16 protein-coding genes are annotated in these 17,148 nt (G+C 64.4%); 11 read left to right on the forward strand and 5 right to left on the reverse strand.

Annotated features, from left to right (window positions below):
- Positions 1-24: 24 nt before the first annotated feature.
- The gene (locus HCR76_RS14020; protein WP_235934612.1) at positions 25-1,353 is read left to right on the forward strand and encodes an MFS transporter; all 1,329 of its coding nucleotides are present in this window, start codon (positions 25-27) and stop codon (positions 1,351-1,353) included.
- 10 nt (positions 1,354-1,363) lie between these two features.
- On the opposite strand, the gene HCR76_RS14025 is transcribed toward HCR76_RS14020, so the two are convergent.
- A complete protein-coding gene (locus HCR76_RS14025; RefSeq protein ID WP_166993240.1) occupies positions 1,364-2,158 on the reverse strand; it encodes an alpha/beta fold hydrolase in 795 nt (264 codons plus the stop codon).
- Positions 2,159-2,378: 220 nt separating this feature from the next.
- Between HCR76_RS14025 and HCR76_RS14030 the strand changes: the two genes are divergently transcribed.
- From HCR76_RS14030 to HCR76_RS14040, 3 genes are all read left to right on the forward strand, one after another.
- Positions 2,379-3,410 carry an LLM class flavin-dependent oxidoreductase gene (locus HCR76_RS14030; protein ID WP_166993243.1) on the forward strand — a complete coding sequence of 344 codons (1,032 nt, stop codon included), beginning with the start codon at positions 2,379-2,381 and terminating at the stop codon, positions 3,408-3,410.
- A gap of 203 nt (positions 3,411-3,613) precedes the next feature.
- On the forward strand, positions 3,614-4,012 hold the full coding sequence (locus HCR76_RS14035) for a transferase (protein WP_166993245.1): 399 nt from the start codon (positions 3,614-3,616) through the stop codon (positions 4,010-4,012).
- Between the two features lie 249 nt (positions 4,013-4,261).
- On the forward strand, positions 4,262-5,872 hold the full coding sequence (locus HCR76_RS14040; RefSeq protein WP_166993248.1) for a multicopper oxidase family protein: 1,611 nt from the start codon (positions 4,262-4,264) through the stop codon (positions 5,870-5,872).
- Between the two features lie 13 nt (positions 5,873-5,885).
- On the opposite strand, the gene HCR76_RS14045 is transcribed toward HCR76_RS14040, so the two are convergent.
- From HCR76_RS14045 to HCR76_RS14055, 3 genes are all read right to left on the reverse strand, one after another.
- Positions 5,886-6,176, reverse strand: coding sequence for a hypothetical protein (locus HCR76_RS14045; protein ID WP_166993251.1), 291 nt, complete (start codon positions 6,174-6,176; stop codon positions 5,886-5,888).
- 136 nt (positions 6,177-6,312) lie between these two features.
- Positions 6,313-7,593: a M18 family aminopeptidase gene (locus HCR76_RS14050; RefSeq protein WP_166993253.1), complete on the reverse strand. Its 1,281-nt coding sequence runs from the start codon at positions 7,591-7,593 to the stop codon at positions 6,313-6,315.
- A 25-nt stretch (positions 7,594-7,618) separates the two neighbouring features.
- Positions 7,619-9,793: a GMC oxidoreductase gene (locus HCR76_RS14055; RefSeq protein WP_166993256.1), complete on the reverse strand. Its 2,175-nt coding sequence runs from the start codon at positions 9,791-9,793 to the stop codon at positions 7,619-7,621.
- A gap of 94 nt (positions 9,794-9,887) precedes the next feature.
- On the opposite strand from HCR76_RS14055, the gene HCR76_RS14060 reads away from it, so the two are divergent.
- The 3 genes from HCR76_RS14060 (at position 9,888) to HCR76_RS14070 (ending at position 12,310) form a co-directional block, all read left to right on the forward strand.
- On the forward strand, positions 9,888-10,067 hold the full coding sequence (locus tag HCR76_RS14060) for a hypothetical protein (protein WP_166993259.1): 180 nt from the start codon (positions 9,888-9,890) through the stop codon (positions 10,065-10,067).
- A gap of 82 nt (positions 10,068-10,149) precedes the next feature.
- Positions 10,150-11,358 carry an MFS transporter gene (locus HCR76_RS14065; RefSeq protein ID WP_198248065.1) on the forward strand — a complete coding sequence of 403 codons (1,209 nt, stop codon included), beginning with the start codon at positions 10,150-10,152 and terminating at the stop codon, positions 11,356-11,358.
- Between the two features lie 28 nt (positions 11,359-11,386).
- Positions 11,387-12,310: an NADP-dependent oxidoreductase gene (locus tag HCR76_RS14070; RefSeq protein ID WP_166993265.1), complete on the forward strand. Its 924-nt coding sequence runs from the start codon at positions 11,387-11,389 to the stop codon at positions 12,308-12,310.
- Positions 12,311-12,320: 10 nt separating this feature from the next.
- Here the strand turns inward: HCR76_RS14070 and HCR76_RS14075 are convergent, their stop codons facing one another.
- Complete coding sequence (locus tag HCR76_RS14075; RefSeq protein WP_166993268.1) at positions 12,321-14,363, reverse strand: heavy metal translocating P-type ATPase; 2,043 nt, start codon at positions 14,361-14,363, stop codon at positions 12,321-12,323.
- Between the two features lie 119 nt (positions 14,364-14,482).
- Here HCR76_RS14075 and HCR76_RS14080 point away from each other — a divergent pair, with 119 nt between their 5' ends.
- From HCR76_RS14080 to srmL, 4 genes are all read left to right on the forward strand, one after another.
- Complete coding sequence (locus HCR76_RS14080; protein ID WP_166993270.1) at positions 14,483-14,785, forward strand: hypothetical protein; 303 nt, start codon at positions 14,483-14,485, stop codon at positions 14,783-14,785.
- Between the two features lie 61 nt (positions 14,786-14,846).
- Entirely contained in the window at positions 14,847-15,128 is a 282-nt protein-coding gene (locus HCR76_RS14085; protein WP_166993273.1) for a metal-sensitive transcriptional regulator, read from the forward strand.
- Positions 15,129-15,161: 33 nt separating this feature from the next.
- Positions 15,162-15,512: a heavy-metal-associated domain-containing protein gene (locus HCR76_RS14090; protein WP_244971403.1), complete on the forward strand. Its 351-nt coding sequence runs from the start codon at positions 15,162-15,164 to the stop codon at positions 15,510-15,512.
- A 486-nt stretch (positions 15,513-15,998) separates the two neighbouring features.
- Positions 15,999-17,147, forward strand: coding sequence for a PheS-related mystery ligase SrmL (gene srmL / locus HCR76_RS14095; RefSeq protein WP_166993276.1), 1,149 nt, complete (start codon positions 15,999-16,001; stop codon positions 17,145-17,147).
- Position 17,148 lies beyond the last annotated feature (1 nt).

Below are 17,148 nucleotides of genomic sequence, written 5' to 3' on the forward strand. Positions count from 1 at the left end.
ATAGTTTCGCCATGTGAGATTGCAGTGACCGAGACACACGAGTCTGAGCCGCCAAGCGACCCACCGCGAACCGGGATCTTCGCCGACCTGACTCCGCTCAAACACAGCCCGGCTTTTGCACGGCTGTGGGGCGGCAACGCCATTGCAGGAATCGGCACACAGATGACCATCGTCGCTGTCGGGCTGCACATCTACGACCTCACACAGTCGACATTCGCCGTCTCGCTCGTTGCGCTGTTCGCGCTCGTTCCCATGCTTGTGTTCGGGCTCTACGGCGGAATGCTCGCCGACGCGTTCGACCGTCGCACCCTTGCTCTGGTCACGGCGATCGTCGCGTGGTGCTCTACCGTGACGCTCGCGTTGCTCGCATGGACCCATGTCGACCAGGCCTGGCCGTTCTACCTCGTCATGACGATCAACACGGTTGCCGCGACAGTTCTCGGCACGACGCGTCAGGCGATCCTTCCTCGTCTACTGCCGATTGAGCTGCTTCCGGCAGCATCCGCTCTCTCTGGAATCAGCGCGGGCGTCATGGTCACTGTCGGCCCGGCTCTCGCTGGCGTGCTCGTCGCCACAGTCGGCGTGCAATGGACGTTCACGACAGACGTCGTGCTCTTCGCGTTTGCCTTTGCCGGTATTGCCTCGCTGCCCCGGCTCGAGCCCCACGGCGACGTACGTTCGGCCGGATTCGCATCTGTTCTCGAAGGGCTGCGCTTTCTGAAGACGGCTCCGAACATCCGCATGTCGTTCATCGTGGACCTCGTGGCAATGACGTTCGGGCAGCCCCGCGTACTCTTTCCCGCCGTCGGGATGCTGCTGCTCGGCGGCGGCGCGATCACGGTCGGCGTACTGACTGCGGGTGTCGCCGTCGGCGCGTTCATTACAAGCGTCTTCTCCGGCAGGCTCGGAGCCCTCCGACATCAGGGCATCGCGATTCGCAATTCGATAGCGGTCTTCGGCGCGGCGACGCTGGCATTCGGCGTTGTGCTTCTCGTCGCGGCACTCTCGGGCGGGGTCGCGAGCGAATCAGTGGTCAACTGGCCCGCCCTCATCGTCGCGACGCTCTGCATGGTTGTGGCGGGCGGTGCCGACAACGTGAGCTCCATCTTCCGGATGACTCTACTTCAGGCGTCGGCTCCCGATGCCATGCGCGGGCGCATCCAGGGCATCTTCACCGTTGTCGTCACAGGTGGTCCCCGCGTGGGCGACCTTCTCGCAGGCTCGCTCACAGCGCTGACGGCGCTCTGGGTGCCACCGCTGTTTGGCGGCATCGTGATCATCATCGTCGTGTGGCTTCTGGTGCGTATGAACCCGCGCTTCGCAACATACGACGCGCTTAACCCGCAGCCTTGAGGCTGTCGGCCTACTGGCCGAACTCCTCGGCAAGTACCCCCGCCATCACGTCAGCTTCCCATTGGTGGTACGAGGCGACAACGGTACGCATGCGTGCATTCGCGAGGTCGCTCACGAGCATCTCTGCGGCCGGTGGAAAGATCGGAAGCGTCTCGGTCCCCACCATTGCCAGAGTCGGCTGCGTCACGTTCGACCACCTCTCACCGCGTGGCAGATCATGAATCGCAAGGGATGCCGCGTCGGCAACGAGCGACGGCGCCAGCGCCACCATCGATGGCCACGCGTCACTCGATTTGGCTCCCTCGAGCCAGGCACGCGGCATGTCCTTCATGAAATGTTCAACGGTGCTCTCGCCGTCTCCGGCGGCGACTCGGCCGCGAAGCTCGTCGACGAACTGGGCGGCCTGCCCCTCGTCGGCGACGGCGAACGGCACTTCCCACACGGCGAGGCGCGTTATCGGCAGACCGGCGTTGGCCGCCCACAGCGCGATCGCCCCACCGGATGAGTTTCCAAAGACAGACGCTTCTGCGCCGGCCACGTCGATGAGCGCCGCGAGATCGTCAACCTCCCGCTGCAGTTCACTGCCGGCATCCGCGACCTTGACTGGTCCGCTCTGACCGCGTCCGCGCCGGTCATAGATGTATACGGCGAAGCCACGTTCGGCAAGAAGCTCAGCCATGCGTGCCGTTGTCGCATCACCGCTGCGCTCTTGCATCGCCCCAGCAATGAGAATCACAGGCTGCCCTGACCCGTAGCGGTCGTACGCGATGCGTGTGCCATCGGCTGATGTCGCAAAGTCGGTCATTGTCACTCCTTCGTGATCACACTCGGCTGCTGACCCCTAGCCTGCCACCGCACAAGGGCATCCTCTACCCCGCGCCGCACATTCATTGCGAAGCGCGTGCTTCTACCGATGTGCCCTGTGGCACGCGCACGGAATAGTTCACGCTCACCACTCGTTGTCATCTATGCAAATGCATAGACAAGGCGACAAGCGCCCAGCCGCCCACTACCGTGAGGACACCATGAGCGACACAAAGTTCGGCCTCGACACGTTTGGCGACGTGACCGTCGACAATTCAGGTGAGCGCACGCCCGCCCACCAGGTCATCCGCGATGTGGTCTCACAAGCGGTGCTTGCCGATCAGGTCGGCATCGATGCCATCGGTCTGGGCGAACACCACCGCGACGACTACGCCATCAGTTCGCCCGATATAGTGCTTGCCGCTATCGCGGCTCAGACCAGCAACATCCACCTCGGCACAGCGGTCACCGTACTCTCGAGCGACGACCCCGTGCGTGTGTACGAAAGATTTGCCACATTGGATGCCGTGAGCAACGGGCGCGCCGAGATCACGCTCGGCCGAGGCAGCTTCACCGAGTCGTTCCCCCTGTTCGGCTACGACCTCGACCAGTACGAGACGCTCTTCAACGAAAAGCTCGACCTCTTCTCGAAGCTGCTCGACGAGAAGCCCGTCCACTGGCAAGGCACGCACCGCGCACCGCTGCACGGGGCAAACGTCTACCCCAAGACCGCCGCTGGGCGCCTCCCCGCCTGGATCGGCGTTGGCGGCAGCCCCGAATCCGTCATCCGATCGGTGAAGTACGGCATCCCGATGATGCTCGCCATTATCGGCGGCGACCCCGCACGGTTCGCCCCCTATGTTGACCTCTACCACCGTGCACAAGACGAGATCGGGCGAGACCGGATGCCGCTTGGCGCCCACTCTCCCGGCCACATCGCTGCAACAGACGACCTTGCGCGCGAGCAGCTGTTTCCGCACTTCAAGGTCAACCGCGACCGCATCGGCGCCGAACGCGGCTGGCCGCCCACGAGCTACGATGACTTTCTGCGCGAGGCAGACAGCGGCTCGCTCTACGTCGGCTCACCCGAGACCGTCGCTCAGCGCATCGCCTCGACTGTGCAGACACTTGGCCTCGATCGCTTCGATCTCAAGTACTCGAACGGGCCGATGCCGCACGAGCAGCTCACTGAGTCGATCGAGCTGTACGGCCAGACCGTCATTCCGATGGTGAAAGACATGCTCACGCGGTAAATTGTGCCGACTGACAACAATCAGTCGTTTTTGCCTTTCACCCGGCATTTGTTAGGGTTTTCGAGGAGATGCTGCAGATCCGACGACGTGCCACGTCCCGCCCCTTGGTTGCCACGCAATCAGACGCCGCCCAAGTCTTACGCAGGAATCTTTCATCTGTATGCATTGTTATCTCCTATGAGCCATATTCCCAAGGAGTTTGATTGAGCACACCCGCTGAGGTCGTCGAGACCGACACCGGAACAATCACCCGCTATCGCCGCCACCCCCTTGGCCGCGGACTGGTTGCTTCGGGAGCAACGGTCGACCCGACCGCCCACATTGAACGAACCGCCTACGTCGAGCCCGGCGCAATCGTCGGCCGCGGTGCATGGATCGGTGCAACCGCGTGGATCGACCGCGACGCAACGATCGGCGCAGCCGCTGTCGTCGGCGCGAACGTGCACGTCGGCCAAAACGCACACGTCGGTCACGGCGCGCGCGTTGGCGGCCACTCACGCATCGGTGCCAACGCGCGCATCGGCAATGGCGCCAACGTGCCAGGCGATAGCCAGATCGATGCATTCGCCGATCTCCCAGGCCCGGGAGACATTCCGGCGTAACGGCGCTACCCCTATTCGTCTGCGGCGAATGGCGTTCCCACCCGGGAGTTGCCATTCGCCGCTTTCGTCAGTCGTGACGACTGCCGTAAAAGTGAGATGCCAGAAACTGTCGCTCGTGGCCCCCACTGTCACGACACTCTTCAGCATCTCACTGTGCGTGCCCTATCAGGGTCGGGTCAGGGCGAGCCCCCGCCGCAAATGGGGTGAGGCCCGGATGCCGCGGCACCGCCGCGTCGCGAGGCTGGATTCATGCGTCACACTCCTGCCTTCCGCGGCGCGCGGTCACGCCGTTCCCACACCAGCACTCACCGCCTCCGCCGACCGCGCGCTGTGCTCGCGACAGCATCCATTCTTGTTATTGGCGGCCTGGGGCTCACGATCGGCATCACCGCCTGCGCCCCCAGCTCACCGGCCGTCGATACCGTCGGCGCGGTTGACTTCGAGACGCCGCTTGCGATCCCGCCGCTTGCCGAGCGCACGGTAGACGCCGACGGCACAGTACACGTCGACCTCACCGCGAGGTCCGGGTCGACACCGTTCGTCGATGGAACCGAGACGCCGACACTGGGGTACAACGGCTCCTATCTCGGCCCGACAATTAAGGTGCACCGCGATGAACACTTTGCCCCGTGCCTGACGAACGAGCTGTCGGAAGTGACCACGCTGCACTGGCACGGAATGCACCTACCCGCTGCTGCAGACGGTGGCCCGCATCAGCCCGTTGAGCCGGGCCAGCAGTGGTGCCCAGAGTGGACGATCGACCAGCCGGCGGCAACGCTCTGGTACCACCCGCACCCGCATGAAGAGACCGAACGGCAGGTCGGCCTCGGCCTCGCCGGAATGCTGCAGATCGAAGACGACGTCGAAGCGGCATTGCCGCTGCCGCGCGATTACGGTGTCGATGACGTGCCCGTCGTCATTCAAGACGCCCGCTTCTCTGACGAAGGCGAATTTCAGAAGACACAGGACTTCGTCGGAACGCTCGGCGATACGCTGCTCGTCAACGGCACGATCGGACCGTACTTCGAGGCCACCACGAACGTCGTGCGGCTGCGCATACTCAACGCCTCCCCCGCACGCGTCTACGACTTCGCATTTGACGACGACCGCGAGTTCGCCATGATCGCCAGCGGCGGCGGTCTGCTCGAGAAGCCTGCGCAGCTCGATCACATTCGGCTTTCTCCAGCGGAGCGCGCAGAGATTCTGGTGAAACTTGAGCCCGGCGAGACGGTGACGCTGCGCAGCAATCCGCCGAACCTCGGGGAGAGTTTTCAACCGATCACCGGGTCGGCGGGCCACGATGATCGCTTCGATGTGTTGCAGCTTCGCGCAGCATCCGAACTCGACCATGTCGGCGAGATTCCCGAAACGCTGACGACCATTGAGCCTCTTGATCCAGCGGATGCCGTCGGCGAGCGCTCGTTCACGCTCAACGGACACAACATCAACGACAAGCAAATGAAGATGGATCGCATCGACGCCGTCGCCACCGTCAACACGACGGAGATCTGGAATGTTCTCAACGAGATGCCCGCGCCGCACAATTTCCACGTGCACGACGTGCAGTTTCAGGTGCTGAGCGTCGACGGCATGCCACCGTCGCCTGAGCTGGCCGGGTGGAAAGACACCATCTACCTCGAGCCTGACGTGCAATATCGCATCATCATGGAATTCACTGACTACGCAGACGGAGACAACCCGTACATGTTCCACTGCCACCTGCTGCGCCACGAGGATGCCGGCATGATGGGGCAGTTTCTCGTGATGGAGCCCGGTGCAAATGTACCGTCGCGCTGGGTCGTCGATGAGACGCCGGGCGACGATGACGACTCTGCCGATGCGGGCCGGCACCAGCACTGAGCCGTGCCGGCGATCAGGCCACGGGCTTCCACCGTCCCCCGTCACGTCGCGTGACAAACCAGCCGCGTACCTCGACGACGGTAGAGGCGACGGATGCCGCGTGCGCGGCGACCTGCTCGGCGAGCTCGTCGTCGTCGCACGTGTAGCGCACCACGATGCGCGGGGTGCCGCGCACCACCTGCACGTCGCTGGCCTCGACGGTGACGAGCTCCGCTGCGGCATCCGTCATCGTCGGGATCACGCTCCCGGGCGTGACGCCTGCGCGCAAAGTCCCGGGAGACAGCGTGATGCGGTAAGAAGGCACGCCGCGATGCTACCCCGCCGCGAACGGCCGAAGGTGTCCGGCGTGCAGAGATTCGGAGATCATCCGCGACACGCCGAGGGGACGGAGGGGACACGCCGGTGGCGGACCAAAGTATCCGAATGGGTGCACGCGAGAATCACGCGCCGGCGAAGAACGCTGTGGAGAGTCCGGCGAGAGCGGCAGCGTCGTCGACGTGCACCATCTCGCGGGCGGAGTGCATCGATAACAGCGGCACGCCCACATCAACAGTGCGGATGCCCAGGCGCGTCGCCGTGAGCGGTCCGATCGTCGACCCACACGGCACCGTGTTATTCGACACGAACTCCTGATACGGGGCGGCGACCGATGCCGAGAGTCGCGCGACGAGCGCCGCACCGGCAGCATCCGTCGCATATCTCTGGTTGGCGTTGATCTTGAGCAGCACACCCTCGCCCGCGAACGGCTGATTCGCCGCATCGTGCTTCTCTGAATAGTTCGGATGCACAGCGTGCCCGGCATCTGCCGAGAGACACCAGGATGCTGCATACGCTTGCTTCTGCTGCGACCGCGTCGCGCCGAGACCCTCGCCAATGCGTGTCAGCACATCGTCAAGGATCGGGCCGCTCGCACCCGAACGTGATTGAGAGCCGAGCTCCTCATGGTCGAAGGCTGCGAGCACCGAAATGTGGTCGGCATCGGCGCCTGAGCGATGTGCCTCGAGCAGGGCAACGAGCCCGGCGTAAACAGACGTGAGGTTATCCATGCGCCCGGCGGCGAAGAATGCGCCGTCGAGCCCGAAGCGCTCCGGCACGTGGGTGTCGGCGGTCAGCAGGTCGTAGCCGGCGATATCGTCACGATCGACGCCGGCGAACGCGGCAATATGGGCGAGCAGGTCTGCCTCTCTCGCGTTGCCTATTCCCCATACCGGCTGCACGTGGCGCTGCCTATCGAGCGTCAACCCCTCGTTGGCGCCGCGTTCCAGGTGAATGGCGAGCTGCGGAATGCGCAGGAATGGCCCCGTGCGCACGACGGTCTCGGTGCCGTCGCGCAGTGCGAGCCGACCAGCCAGTTCGAGCTCGCGGTCGAGCCACGAGTTCAGCAGCGGTCCGCCGTACACCTCGACGCCAGCCTGCAGCCAGCCCAGGTGTCCCGTCGTCGGTGACGGTTTGAGCTTGAACGCGGGCGAGTCGGTGTGCGCGCCGAGAATGCGGAATGGTGTGGACGGGGCGGATGCTGCAGGCTGCAGCCAGGCGATCACGGCGCCGTCGCGCACAATGTAGCGTCCGCCGGACGTTTCGTCCCACGCTGCTTCTTCATCGAGTCGCTGGAATCCTGCCGTGTCAAGACGCCGTGCCACCTCGGCTGCGGCGTGATACGACGAGGGCGATGCGGTGATGAAGCGGGCAAAATCGGCAATGTAGTCGTTCACAGCATCCATGCTTCTATCCAATCACGGCCCTGTGTCACAATCCGAAAACGCCCCTGACGAAGAACTTCGAGAAGACGAGGAACGCCTTCACACGCCGTGCAGCAGTGAATCCTGTCGCCCTCATCGAACGCCCATTGGCGAGCACATTGCGAGGATGCAGAACGAACACGGTTGAGAGAACTGTGCTCGGGTCGTTCACCCGCCATGCCGTGATGTCCACCGTGGTGAGACCGCGGTAGCGCGCTATCGGGCCACGGCCGCGCTGACGTTTGATTCCGATTGCCGACCACGCTTGACCGTGTGCGTCAGTGAATTCGAGATTGTATTTCATCAGGTGGTCGACGTGCTGGGGAAACATGTTCAGGTGGCCCGTGACCGAATGAGTGCCCGGCACCTCTGCCAGCGCGAGCGTTCCCGACACCGGCAGACGATGCAGAGGATCAGCTTTGAAGCTGTCGAGGCTCGGAATCTCCAGCCGCACCTGTAGCCGTCCTGCCTGCGCCGCGCGTGCCGAACGCTCGTGCATCGTCTCGTCGAGAAAGATGCCGTCGCCTGCGGTCTGGCGCCGACGGGCAGCCATCCAGCTGTATGCCTCGTCTTCGGGAACGGGCACGCGACGAACACGCGCCCACTCGGGAGCCCTCCAGGAGTGATCTCCCGTGACATCGCGAATGATTCCCTCCATCGCCCGCTCTGCACTGGCGAGAATCGTGGCGGACGGATTCGCGCCGGTGGCAGCCGGAATCACAGACCCGTCCATCACGTAGAGTCCCGGGTACCCATGCACCTGACGATCGGGCCCGACAACTGCCGTATCGCGATCGCTACCCGTCGGAACGCCGCCGAGCGGATGCACAGTGACGGGGCGCCTGAAGAGTGACCAGGAGATAGGGGAGCGCACTGGTGAGCCGATGATCCGCGCGACGGCGGGGCCGACTCGCCCTTCTGCGTGGTAAAGCCGTGCCTGCCAGCGATTGAGCCATCGCAGACGAGCCTCGCCCTGCTTGTCGAGTTCCAGCTGTCCCGTTCCTGCGTCTCGCCCCATCGAGAGCAACGCCATTGTGCGGCGCGCGTCCCGACGTCGTCGTGACCGCCACCAGGCGCGAACACGTGGTAGAGGGAGCTTTCGATCCAGAAGGGCAGCGAGCACTGGAGGTACCGCCCCGTCTTGCACCTGAAACCAAACCGGTTCGGATCTCTCCCAGACGTCAAGGACCGTCGTCGTCGTGATGGTCGGACCCGTCGTCAAATCCCCCGACCCCTGTCGGACATTGCTGAGCGCTATGAAGTCCCCATTTCCGGAGAAGCCCTGACCGAGCGTTGGCGAAAGGTCGGGAAGCGTCGTGTCGACATCACGAGAACGCAGAAGCAGTTCGGTCGTCGCCACAGAACCGGCTGCGAGGAAGACTCGTGAAGCGGTTCTGCGCACACGTCTCGCACCGCCCTCCTCGCGCGACCAGATCGCCCAGCCATCGTCATCCGGTTCGATTCGCACGACTTCAGAATCCGTGATTGCTCGCGCACCGTTCTGTTCTGCCACGGCGAGATAGTTGTAGTCGAGAGAGTTCTTTGCGCCTTGATTGCAGCCGAGAATGCACTCCCCGACGAACGAGCAGCCTCTCTGATGCACCGTGTGGGTGTTGGGGCTCCAGAGGTTCGGGGATCCGAAGTGAACGGCAAGGTTTGGACGAATCGTCGCGGGGGCGATGCTCAGTCGCTGCCCCAGGTTCTCAAGAATCGCGGTGCGAGGTGGGAACTGGCCCGTTTTCGGATCCACGCTGACAGGCGAGACCTCAAGCATTGTCCCCGCCAAGTCGTAATAAGGGTCGAGGTCCGCGCGCCGCTCGCCGAGCGGCCACCGCTCATCGAACAGATTCGGTGCGGGTCGCGCGAAAACATTGGCGTAGACGAGCGAGCCACCGCCCCATCCGGCCGCCTGCAGCGACAGCATCGAATCCAGCCATCGCACGTCGTAGAGGCCGTGGTCCGAATTCCAGAGCCAGTCGTTGTGAAGCTGAGGCGAGCGGGGGAATTCGCCGGCACGCCATCGTCGCCCTCGTTCGAGCACAGTGACAGAAAATCCGGCCTGCGCCAGGCGAGCTGCTGCCACGGCCCCACCGAATCCGCTCCCGACGACGAGAGCGTCGACGCGCTGACCGTCATTCTCAGAAGGAGATGTCTCGCGATCAGAACGGCTCTCCTCGCCCATTTCTCTCTCCCGTTCCCAGTTTTCCCAATCTCACATGTTCCACGGTAGGTGACACGTGTCTCACGGCTGCAGTGGGCCAACCTAGACTTGACACGTGCGCCCCTACATTGTTCCCCTCATCGGCGCGGTTCTCCTCGTCATCGGAATCGTGATCGTGCTGGCAAACAGGCAGTTCGCGACCGTCGCCCTCGTCTTCCAGATTGCCGGCGTCGTGCTGCTGGGCTTCTACATGGTCAAAGAGATGCTCCCGGGGCGCTCAAAGCGCAAGCGCTGATTCGGCATCCCCTCGTCGCTCTGCCCGATCTCACGCAACCCGCGCCACAAGCATCAATTGGAGCACAACACCGATGAGCCGCATGACGCGTACGCCTCCGCGCACCGAGGTGAGCCGCGCGGCCCGCCGCGCACGACTCGCCGTCGGGCTGCTGTTCCTCACAAACGGGGCGCTGCTCGCCAACATCCTGCCTCGATACCCCGAGATCAAAGCGGAACTCGGCATGGACAATGCGCTGTACGGCCTTGCCCTAGCCGCCTTCCCGACGGGCGCGATCGTCGCTGGGCTCACCGCTGCCGGTCTCATTCGCCGATTCGGATCCGCTCGGCTCGAAACGGCGGGCACGATACTGACGAGCCTCGGACTTCTGGGAGCAGCGTTCGCTCCCGTCAGTGCGCTGTTCGCCGCCAGTCTGTTCACCGCAGGAGCGATGGACTCCATCACAGACGTCGCGCAGAACGCCCATGGTCTGCGGGTGCAGCGCCGCTACGGGCGTTCGATCATCAACTCATTTCACGCGTTGTGGTCGATCGGCGCGGTGCTCGGTGGCTCCATGTCGGCTGCGGCCATCGCGCTGCAGCTGCCGGTCAGCATCCACCTCTCGATCTCGGCTGCGGCCTTCTCTGCGGTGGCGATCGCCGCACTCACGCTCTGTTTGCCAGGACCGGATGCTGACACAGACGCGCACGCCACGGTCGACGCTGATGCCACTTCGCGTCTGAAGCCGCGGCGCATCGCGCTGCTGCTCGCCGCGTTCGTGCTCATCGGCATGGCCGGGGCCTTCATCGAAGATGGTGGAAACTCCTGGGCGACGCTGTATCTGCGCGACAGCCTCGATGCTCCAGGAGCCCTCGCCGCGACCGGCTTCATCGCTCTGGTCGGAGCTCAGTTCGTCGGGCGTCTCATCGGTGACGGCCTCGTCGATCGATTCGGCGAACGCGCCGTCGCTCGAGCGGGTGGAGTCGTTGTCGTGGTGGGGATGGGCAGCGCGCTCGCATTCCCCTCGGTGCCGGGAACGATCGCGGGTTTCGCAGCGGCGGGCCTCGGTGTAGCAACGCTCATTCCCGCGGCCATGCACGAGGCTGATTCTCTGCCCGGGCTCCGTCCGGGAAGCGGCCTCACCATCGTGTCGTGGCTTCTGCGCCTCGGTTTCCTCCTCGGCCCACCACTCGTCGGCCTGGTCTCAGAGACGGCCGGTCTGCGCACCGGGCTGCTGATCGTGCCGATTTCCGGTGCCCTGGTCGTGCTGCTGGCGGGCGCGCTGAAACCTGCACGCCGTCTCTCAGCATGAGAGGGTGAATGAAGGCGAGAGGAGCATCATGGCACGGCGCGTTCACATCACAGGATTCGGCGGCATCGAGAACTTCGAGGTCGTTGATCAGGCGGTTCCTGAGCCAGGCGAGCGTGAGTTTCTGGTGCGCGTTCAGGCAGCCGGGCTCAATCCTGTCGACGCCAAGATCGTCGCGGATCCGGCGAACGCCGAACGCCACGGCGTCACGCTTCCCGCGGGCAGTGGCAATGATTTTGCGGGGCGCATCGAGAGCATGGGGCGCCGGGCCTTCGGCTTCGCGGTTGGCGACCTGGTCTTTGGCGGGGCGCGCATGCGTGCGCAGGCGGACTACGTCACGGTCACCGCAGATGCTTTGACGCTGGTCCCCGGTGGTCTGAGCGTCACTCAGGCCGCGTGCCTGGATATCGCGGGGCGTACGGCCATGGCGATGGTGCGCGAGATGGACGTCACCCGCGACGACACAGTTCTCGTGAGCGCAGCAGCGGGCGGCGTCGGCTATCTCACAGCGCAGTTGTGCCGTTTGCGCGGAGCTACGGTGATCGGTACCGCGAGTGAGCGCAATCACGCGCTGCTTCGCGCACGAGGAATCGTCCCCGTGACTCACGGCGACGGCCTCACGGACCGCGTGCGTGCTGCCGCACCACAGGGCGTCGACGTCGTGCTCGATCATGCCGGCCGCGAGACGCTCGAAGCCGCGATCGAACTCGGTGTCGCCGCGACCCGCGTCAACACAATCGCCGACCGCCCCTTTGCCGCCGAGCACGGCTTCAGCGACTATGCCCGTGCCGAGAGCACGCACGATGAGCTGCGCGCAATTGCCGAGCTTGTCGCCGAGGGCACCGTGGATCTGCCGGTCGAGGCTACCTACCCGCTCGAACAGGTGCGCGCTGCGTACGAGCACCTTCTCACCGGCCACGTGCGCGGCAAGATCGCCCTGACCCTCGACGAATAAGTCCCGGCGATCAGCGTGATTCGGGCGACAGATCCAAGCGGCGCAGCAGTTGAGCGTTGAGAGCGACGACAACAGTGGATGCCGACATCAGCAGCGCACCGACGGCTACCGGCAGCACGAAGCCGATGGGCGCGAGCACGCCCGCCGCGAGCGGAACTGAGATCAGGTTGTAACCGGCGGCCCACCAGAGGTTCTGCGTCATCTTGCGATACGTCGCGTGCGAGAGGTCGATGACGGACAATACCGAGCGCGGGTCGTCGCTGGCGAGAATGACGCCGGCCGACCCGATCGCCACGTCGGTGCCCGCGCCGATGGCGAGGCCGACGTCTGCCTGGGCAAGGGCCGGCGCATCGTTGACGCCGTCGCCGACCATCGCGACACAGCGCCCCTGCTTCTGCAGCTCGGCGATGGTCGACGCCTTGTTTTCGGGCAGCACGCCCGCGTGCACCTCGTCGATGCCGAGCTGATTCGCGACAGCATCCGCCACCGCCTGTGCATCTCCCGTCATCATGACGACGCGAATGTCTCGAAAGTGCAGTTTCTTTATGGCAATCTCCGACTCCTCACGCACGTCGTCGGCGAGCTTCAGCGCACCGATGACCTGCCCGTCGCGCACCACGTGGAGCACGATCGCCCCTTCGTCCGACCACGGGCCGACGGCCGTGAGCGGCTCGACCCCAGCGTCGCGCAGCATTGCGGGCCCGCCAACGCGGATCTCCATGCCGTCCACAGATGCGGTCACTCCGAGCGCGGGCTCGGAGCGGAAGTCCTCGGCGCGACGCACCGCGACGCCGCGCAGCTCCGCTTCGCGCACGATCGCGCGAGCAAGCGGATGCTCACTGTCGGATTCCGCGGCAGCCGCGAGTGCGAGCAGGTCGTCAGCCGAAACGCCCTCGACCGGCGAAACGTCGCTCAGCGCAGGCTCACCACGCGTGAGTGTTCCCGTCTTGTCGAAGACGACGGCGTCGACGGTGCGCATGGACTCGAGGGCGAGCCTGTCTCGCACCAGAACACCACCGCGCGCGGCGCGCTCGGTTGCAATCGAGACGACGAGCGGAATCGCCAGCCCAAGCGCGTGCGGACACGCAATCACGAGCACGGTGACCGTGCGGATCACCGCGGCGTCCGGCTGCCCGATCAGCACCCACACGAGTGCGGTGATGACGGCGGCAGAGAGCGCGAACCAGAACAGAAGGGCCGCGGCCTTATCGGCGAGACGCTGAGCGCGAGATGTGGAGTTCTGCGCATCGCTCACGAGTTTCCAGATGCCGGCGAGCGCCGTGTCGTCGCCGATCGCCGTGACGCGAACGCGCAGCGCCGTGTCCGTCGCTACCGTCCCGGCGACAACACGGTCGCCTGGCGCGCGACTGATGGGAACGGATTCTCCGGTCACCATCGACTCGTCGACGTCGGCAGTGCCTTCTTCGATCATGCCGTCTGCGGGCACGCGCGCTCCGGGGCGCACGATGACGAGGTCGTCGACGGCGAGTTCATCGGGCGACACGATTTCGACGCTGTCCCCCACAAGGCGCTCGGCTTCGTCGGGCAGCAGCGCAGCGAGAGAGTCGAGCGCAGACGATGTCTGTGCCAGCGAGCGCATCTCGATCCAGTGCCCAAGCAGCATGATCACGATCAGCAGAGCCAGCTCCCACCAGAAGTCGAGCTGATGGTCAAAGACGCCGACGCTCGCGCCGAGTGAGGCCACGAACCCCACCACGATGGCCATGTCGATGAGCAGCATCATGCCCGGCCGTCTGGCCCGCAGTTCTGACACGGCACCCGTCAAGAATGGTTTGCCGCCCCAGAGGAAGATGATCGTTCCCAGAACGGGCGAAATCCAGTCGACGCCGGGAAAATCGGGGCGAGCATAACCGAGGATGCTGGCGAACATCGCACTGAAGAATGCTGTCGGGAGCGACAGCACGAGCATCACCCAGAACAGCCGTCGAAACTGTGCGACGTGCGACGAGTGGTCGTGGCCCGCGTGTTCACCGTGCTCGGCATGCTCGTGTGCCACCCGGTGCTTATCGTGATCTGTATCGTTATGCGTCATACCCCTCCCTTACGCTTACTATACCCCTAGGGGGTATATTTGCAAGAAGCGCAGCTCCGTTCCTTCCCTTGTCAACACTGGAGTTTTGGCGTAGACCTAGGAGCAAGGGAGTGATCATCATGATGAGCAACGATGCTTCACCAAAAGAGCACCACGAGTCGCCCGCGCACCACGGCGACCCCGGCGGGGAATCCTGGTCGCGACCAGACGAAGCAGGAATGAGCGAGCACATCGAAGGCGGCGGCGACCCGGGATCAAACTCCGCCGAACGACCTGACGAGTTCGCCCGCACCGACGACCCCCACCCCGGTGGTGATCCCGGTGGAGACTCATGGACTCGGCCCGACAAGCACGCGATCGACGACAACCCGACGGGTGGCGGCGACCCGGGTGCGGGATCGTCAGATCGGCGACGTCGGTGAGCTGACAGCATCCGCACCAAATTGATACCGGGAGGGGGTATACTCTCTGCCGGGAGGCATCATGCAGCACGGATACGTCGACGACAAAGAGGCCCTACTCAAGCGCTTGAAGCGCGCTGAGGGTCAGGTGCGCGGCATTCACAAGATGGTCGAGAACGACACGTATTGCATCGACATTCTGACGCAGGTATCTGCCGCGACAAAGGCGCTGGAGACCGTCGCGCTGCAATTGCTTGACGATCACCTGAACCATTGTGTGGCGCAAGCCACCCGCGAAGGCGGTCCGGTGGCTGACGAGAAGCTCAAAGAGGCCTCCGCTGCAATCGCCCGCCTTGTCCGCTAACCACCTCGACCCGTGCAAAGGAAACAACGCTCTATGTCATTCACCGACCTCGGCCTTACCGACAAGAACGCCGCCAACGACACGACGGGCGGATGCTGCGGAGGAGGCGCCTGCATGTGCGGACACGGGGAGACAGAATCGTCGACAGCCTCCGCGACAGTGGTTGACGGTGCGCTCGCCACGACTTTCGGAGTCACGGGCATGACATGCGAGCACTGCGTGAAGGCGGTGACCGAGGAACTTTCGGCGCTCGGAACCGTGACGAACGTCTCAGTCGAGCTCAAGCCCAACGAGGAGTCCCAGATCACCGTCACGAGCGATGAGCCGCTGGAGACAGCATCCGTGCGCGCAGCCGTCGAGGACGCGGGCTACACCCTCGCCTAATGCCCTCGCTTTTCTGCGATCCGCGGATCTTCACTAGGGCACGATCCGCATCCCGCGCGCCTCTCAGTGCATAACCAGTTCGGCACCCTCACCTGTGCAGAGACTCTGATGGATGCTCGCACTGATCCCACACCTTTACGAGACGCGCAGGTATTCGGCGAGTGCGTCTCGTATAATCTCGCTTGGTTTCTGGCCGTCGTGAGCCGCGCGAGCAGTCAGGGCGAAGTCGAGGTCGCGGTTGTGGATAGCCCGCCCAACTCTTTTCCTGTGGACGACAAATGACCAATGCCTGGTGGAAGTCGTGCACATGAGCTGCCCGCGAATCGCGCCCGCACATGAATAGGGGTATGGTGCCACCATGCTTCACACGCGCCGATTTCTCAGCCCTCGACCGATCACCGGTCGCTGGGCTCTCGTGAGGCGCGCCTAGTCAGACGGGTCCGGTCGAGGGGCATCCCCCGCACACATCGACCGAAAGACTCCGTTATGACTTCCGACTATCTGACCCCAAATCAAATTCACGACGCGCTGAACGTCCGTGATCTCAGCGACCCTGCTCAGGGACAGCATGCAATGCAGCTGATCCTCGACGACGTGGTGACAGCCCTCACCGAGATGTGGGAGATTCCCGCTCGCGAGCACAGAACCAGCGCACTGACAAGCGTCGACGACAACTATGACAGACTCGGGTACAGTCCGGATGCTGTCACGCGCGACCGCCGCTACTCTCGCTACGTGAGCCCCACGGTCATGCTGCGCAGCCACACCACCGCAGTCATACCGCAGATTCTCGCCGATCTCACCCATGCCGAGCGGTCGCAGGCACTCAACGCTGCCGACCGCGACACGCTTCACGTCGTTCCTGGCCTCGTGTATCGCCGCGATGCCATCGACCGCACGCACGTGGGCGAACCGCACCAGGTCGACCTGTGGCGCATCGCGCGCAGAGCTCCCCTCGGTGCAGACGATCTGCAGCAGCTGGCCGCGACTGTCGTGGAGGCCGTGCTCCCCGGCGCCACGTGGCGCGCGGTGCCGTCGCGGCATCCCTACACTGTTGCCGGTCTGCAGATCGACGTGTTGGCAGAGGGCCAGTGGCTCGAACTCGCCGAATGCGGCATTGCTGACCCAGCCGTGCTCCAGCGCCGCCAGCTCAACCCGGGGCGGTGGACCGGTTTGGCGCTCGGCATGGGACTCGACCGGGCGTTGATGCTTCGCAAGAGGATCACGGACATCCGCGTGCTGAGATCCGACGATCCACGAGTCGCCGAACAGCTGCGCGATCTTGCTCCGTGGCGCCCGGTCTCGACGCTTCCTCCAATCCGCCGCGACCTCTCCGTGGTCGTCGACGAGGGCTCCGATGAAGAGACAATCGGAGATGCGGTGCGAACAGCGCTGGGCTCCGACGTGGATGCTCTGGAATCGGTCGAGGTGCTGTCGTGGACCCGGTATGCGTCACTTCCCGTTGCGGCACGTGAACGCCTCGCCCTACAGCCCGATCAGGCAAACGCGCTGCTGCGCATCACGCTGCGGCCGCTCTCGACAACGATGACGGATGCCGAGGCGAACGCCGTTCGTGACGCGGTCTATCGCGCCGTTCATGTCGGACCCGTTCTGGAGCTGATCGGCAGTCGGTGAC

It is taken from the genome of Paramicrobacterium chengjingii (assembly GCF_011751765.2).
Classification (GTDB): domain Bacteria; phylum Actinomycetota; class Actinomycetes; order Actinomycetales; family Microbacteriaceae; genus Paramicrobacterium; species Paramicrobacterium chengjingii.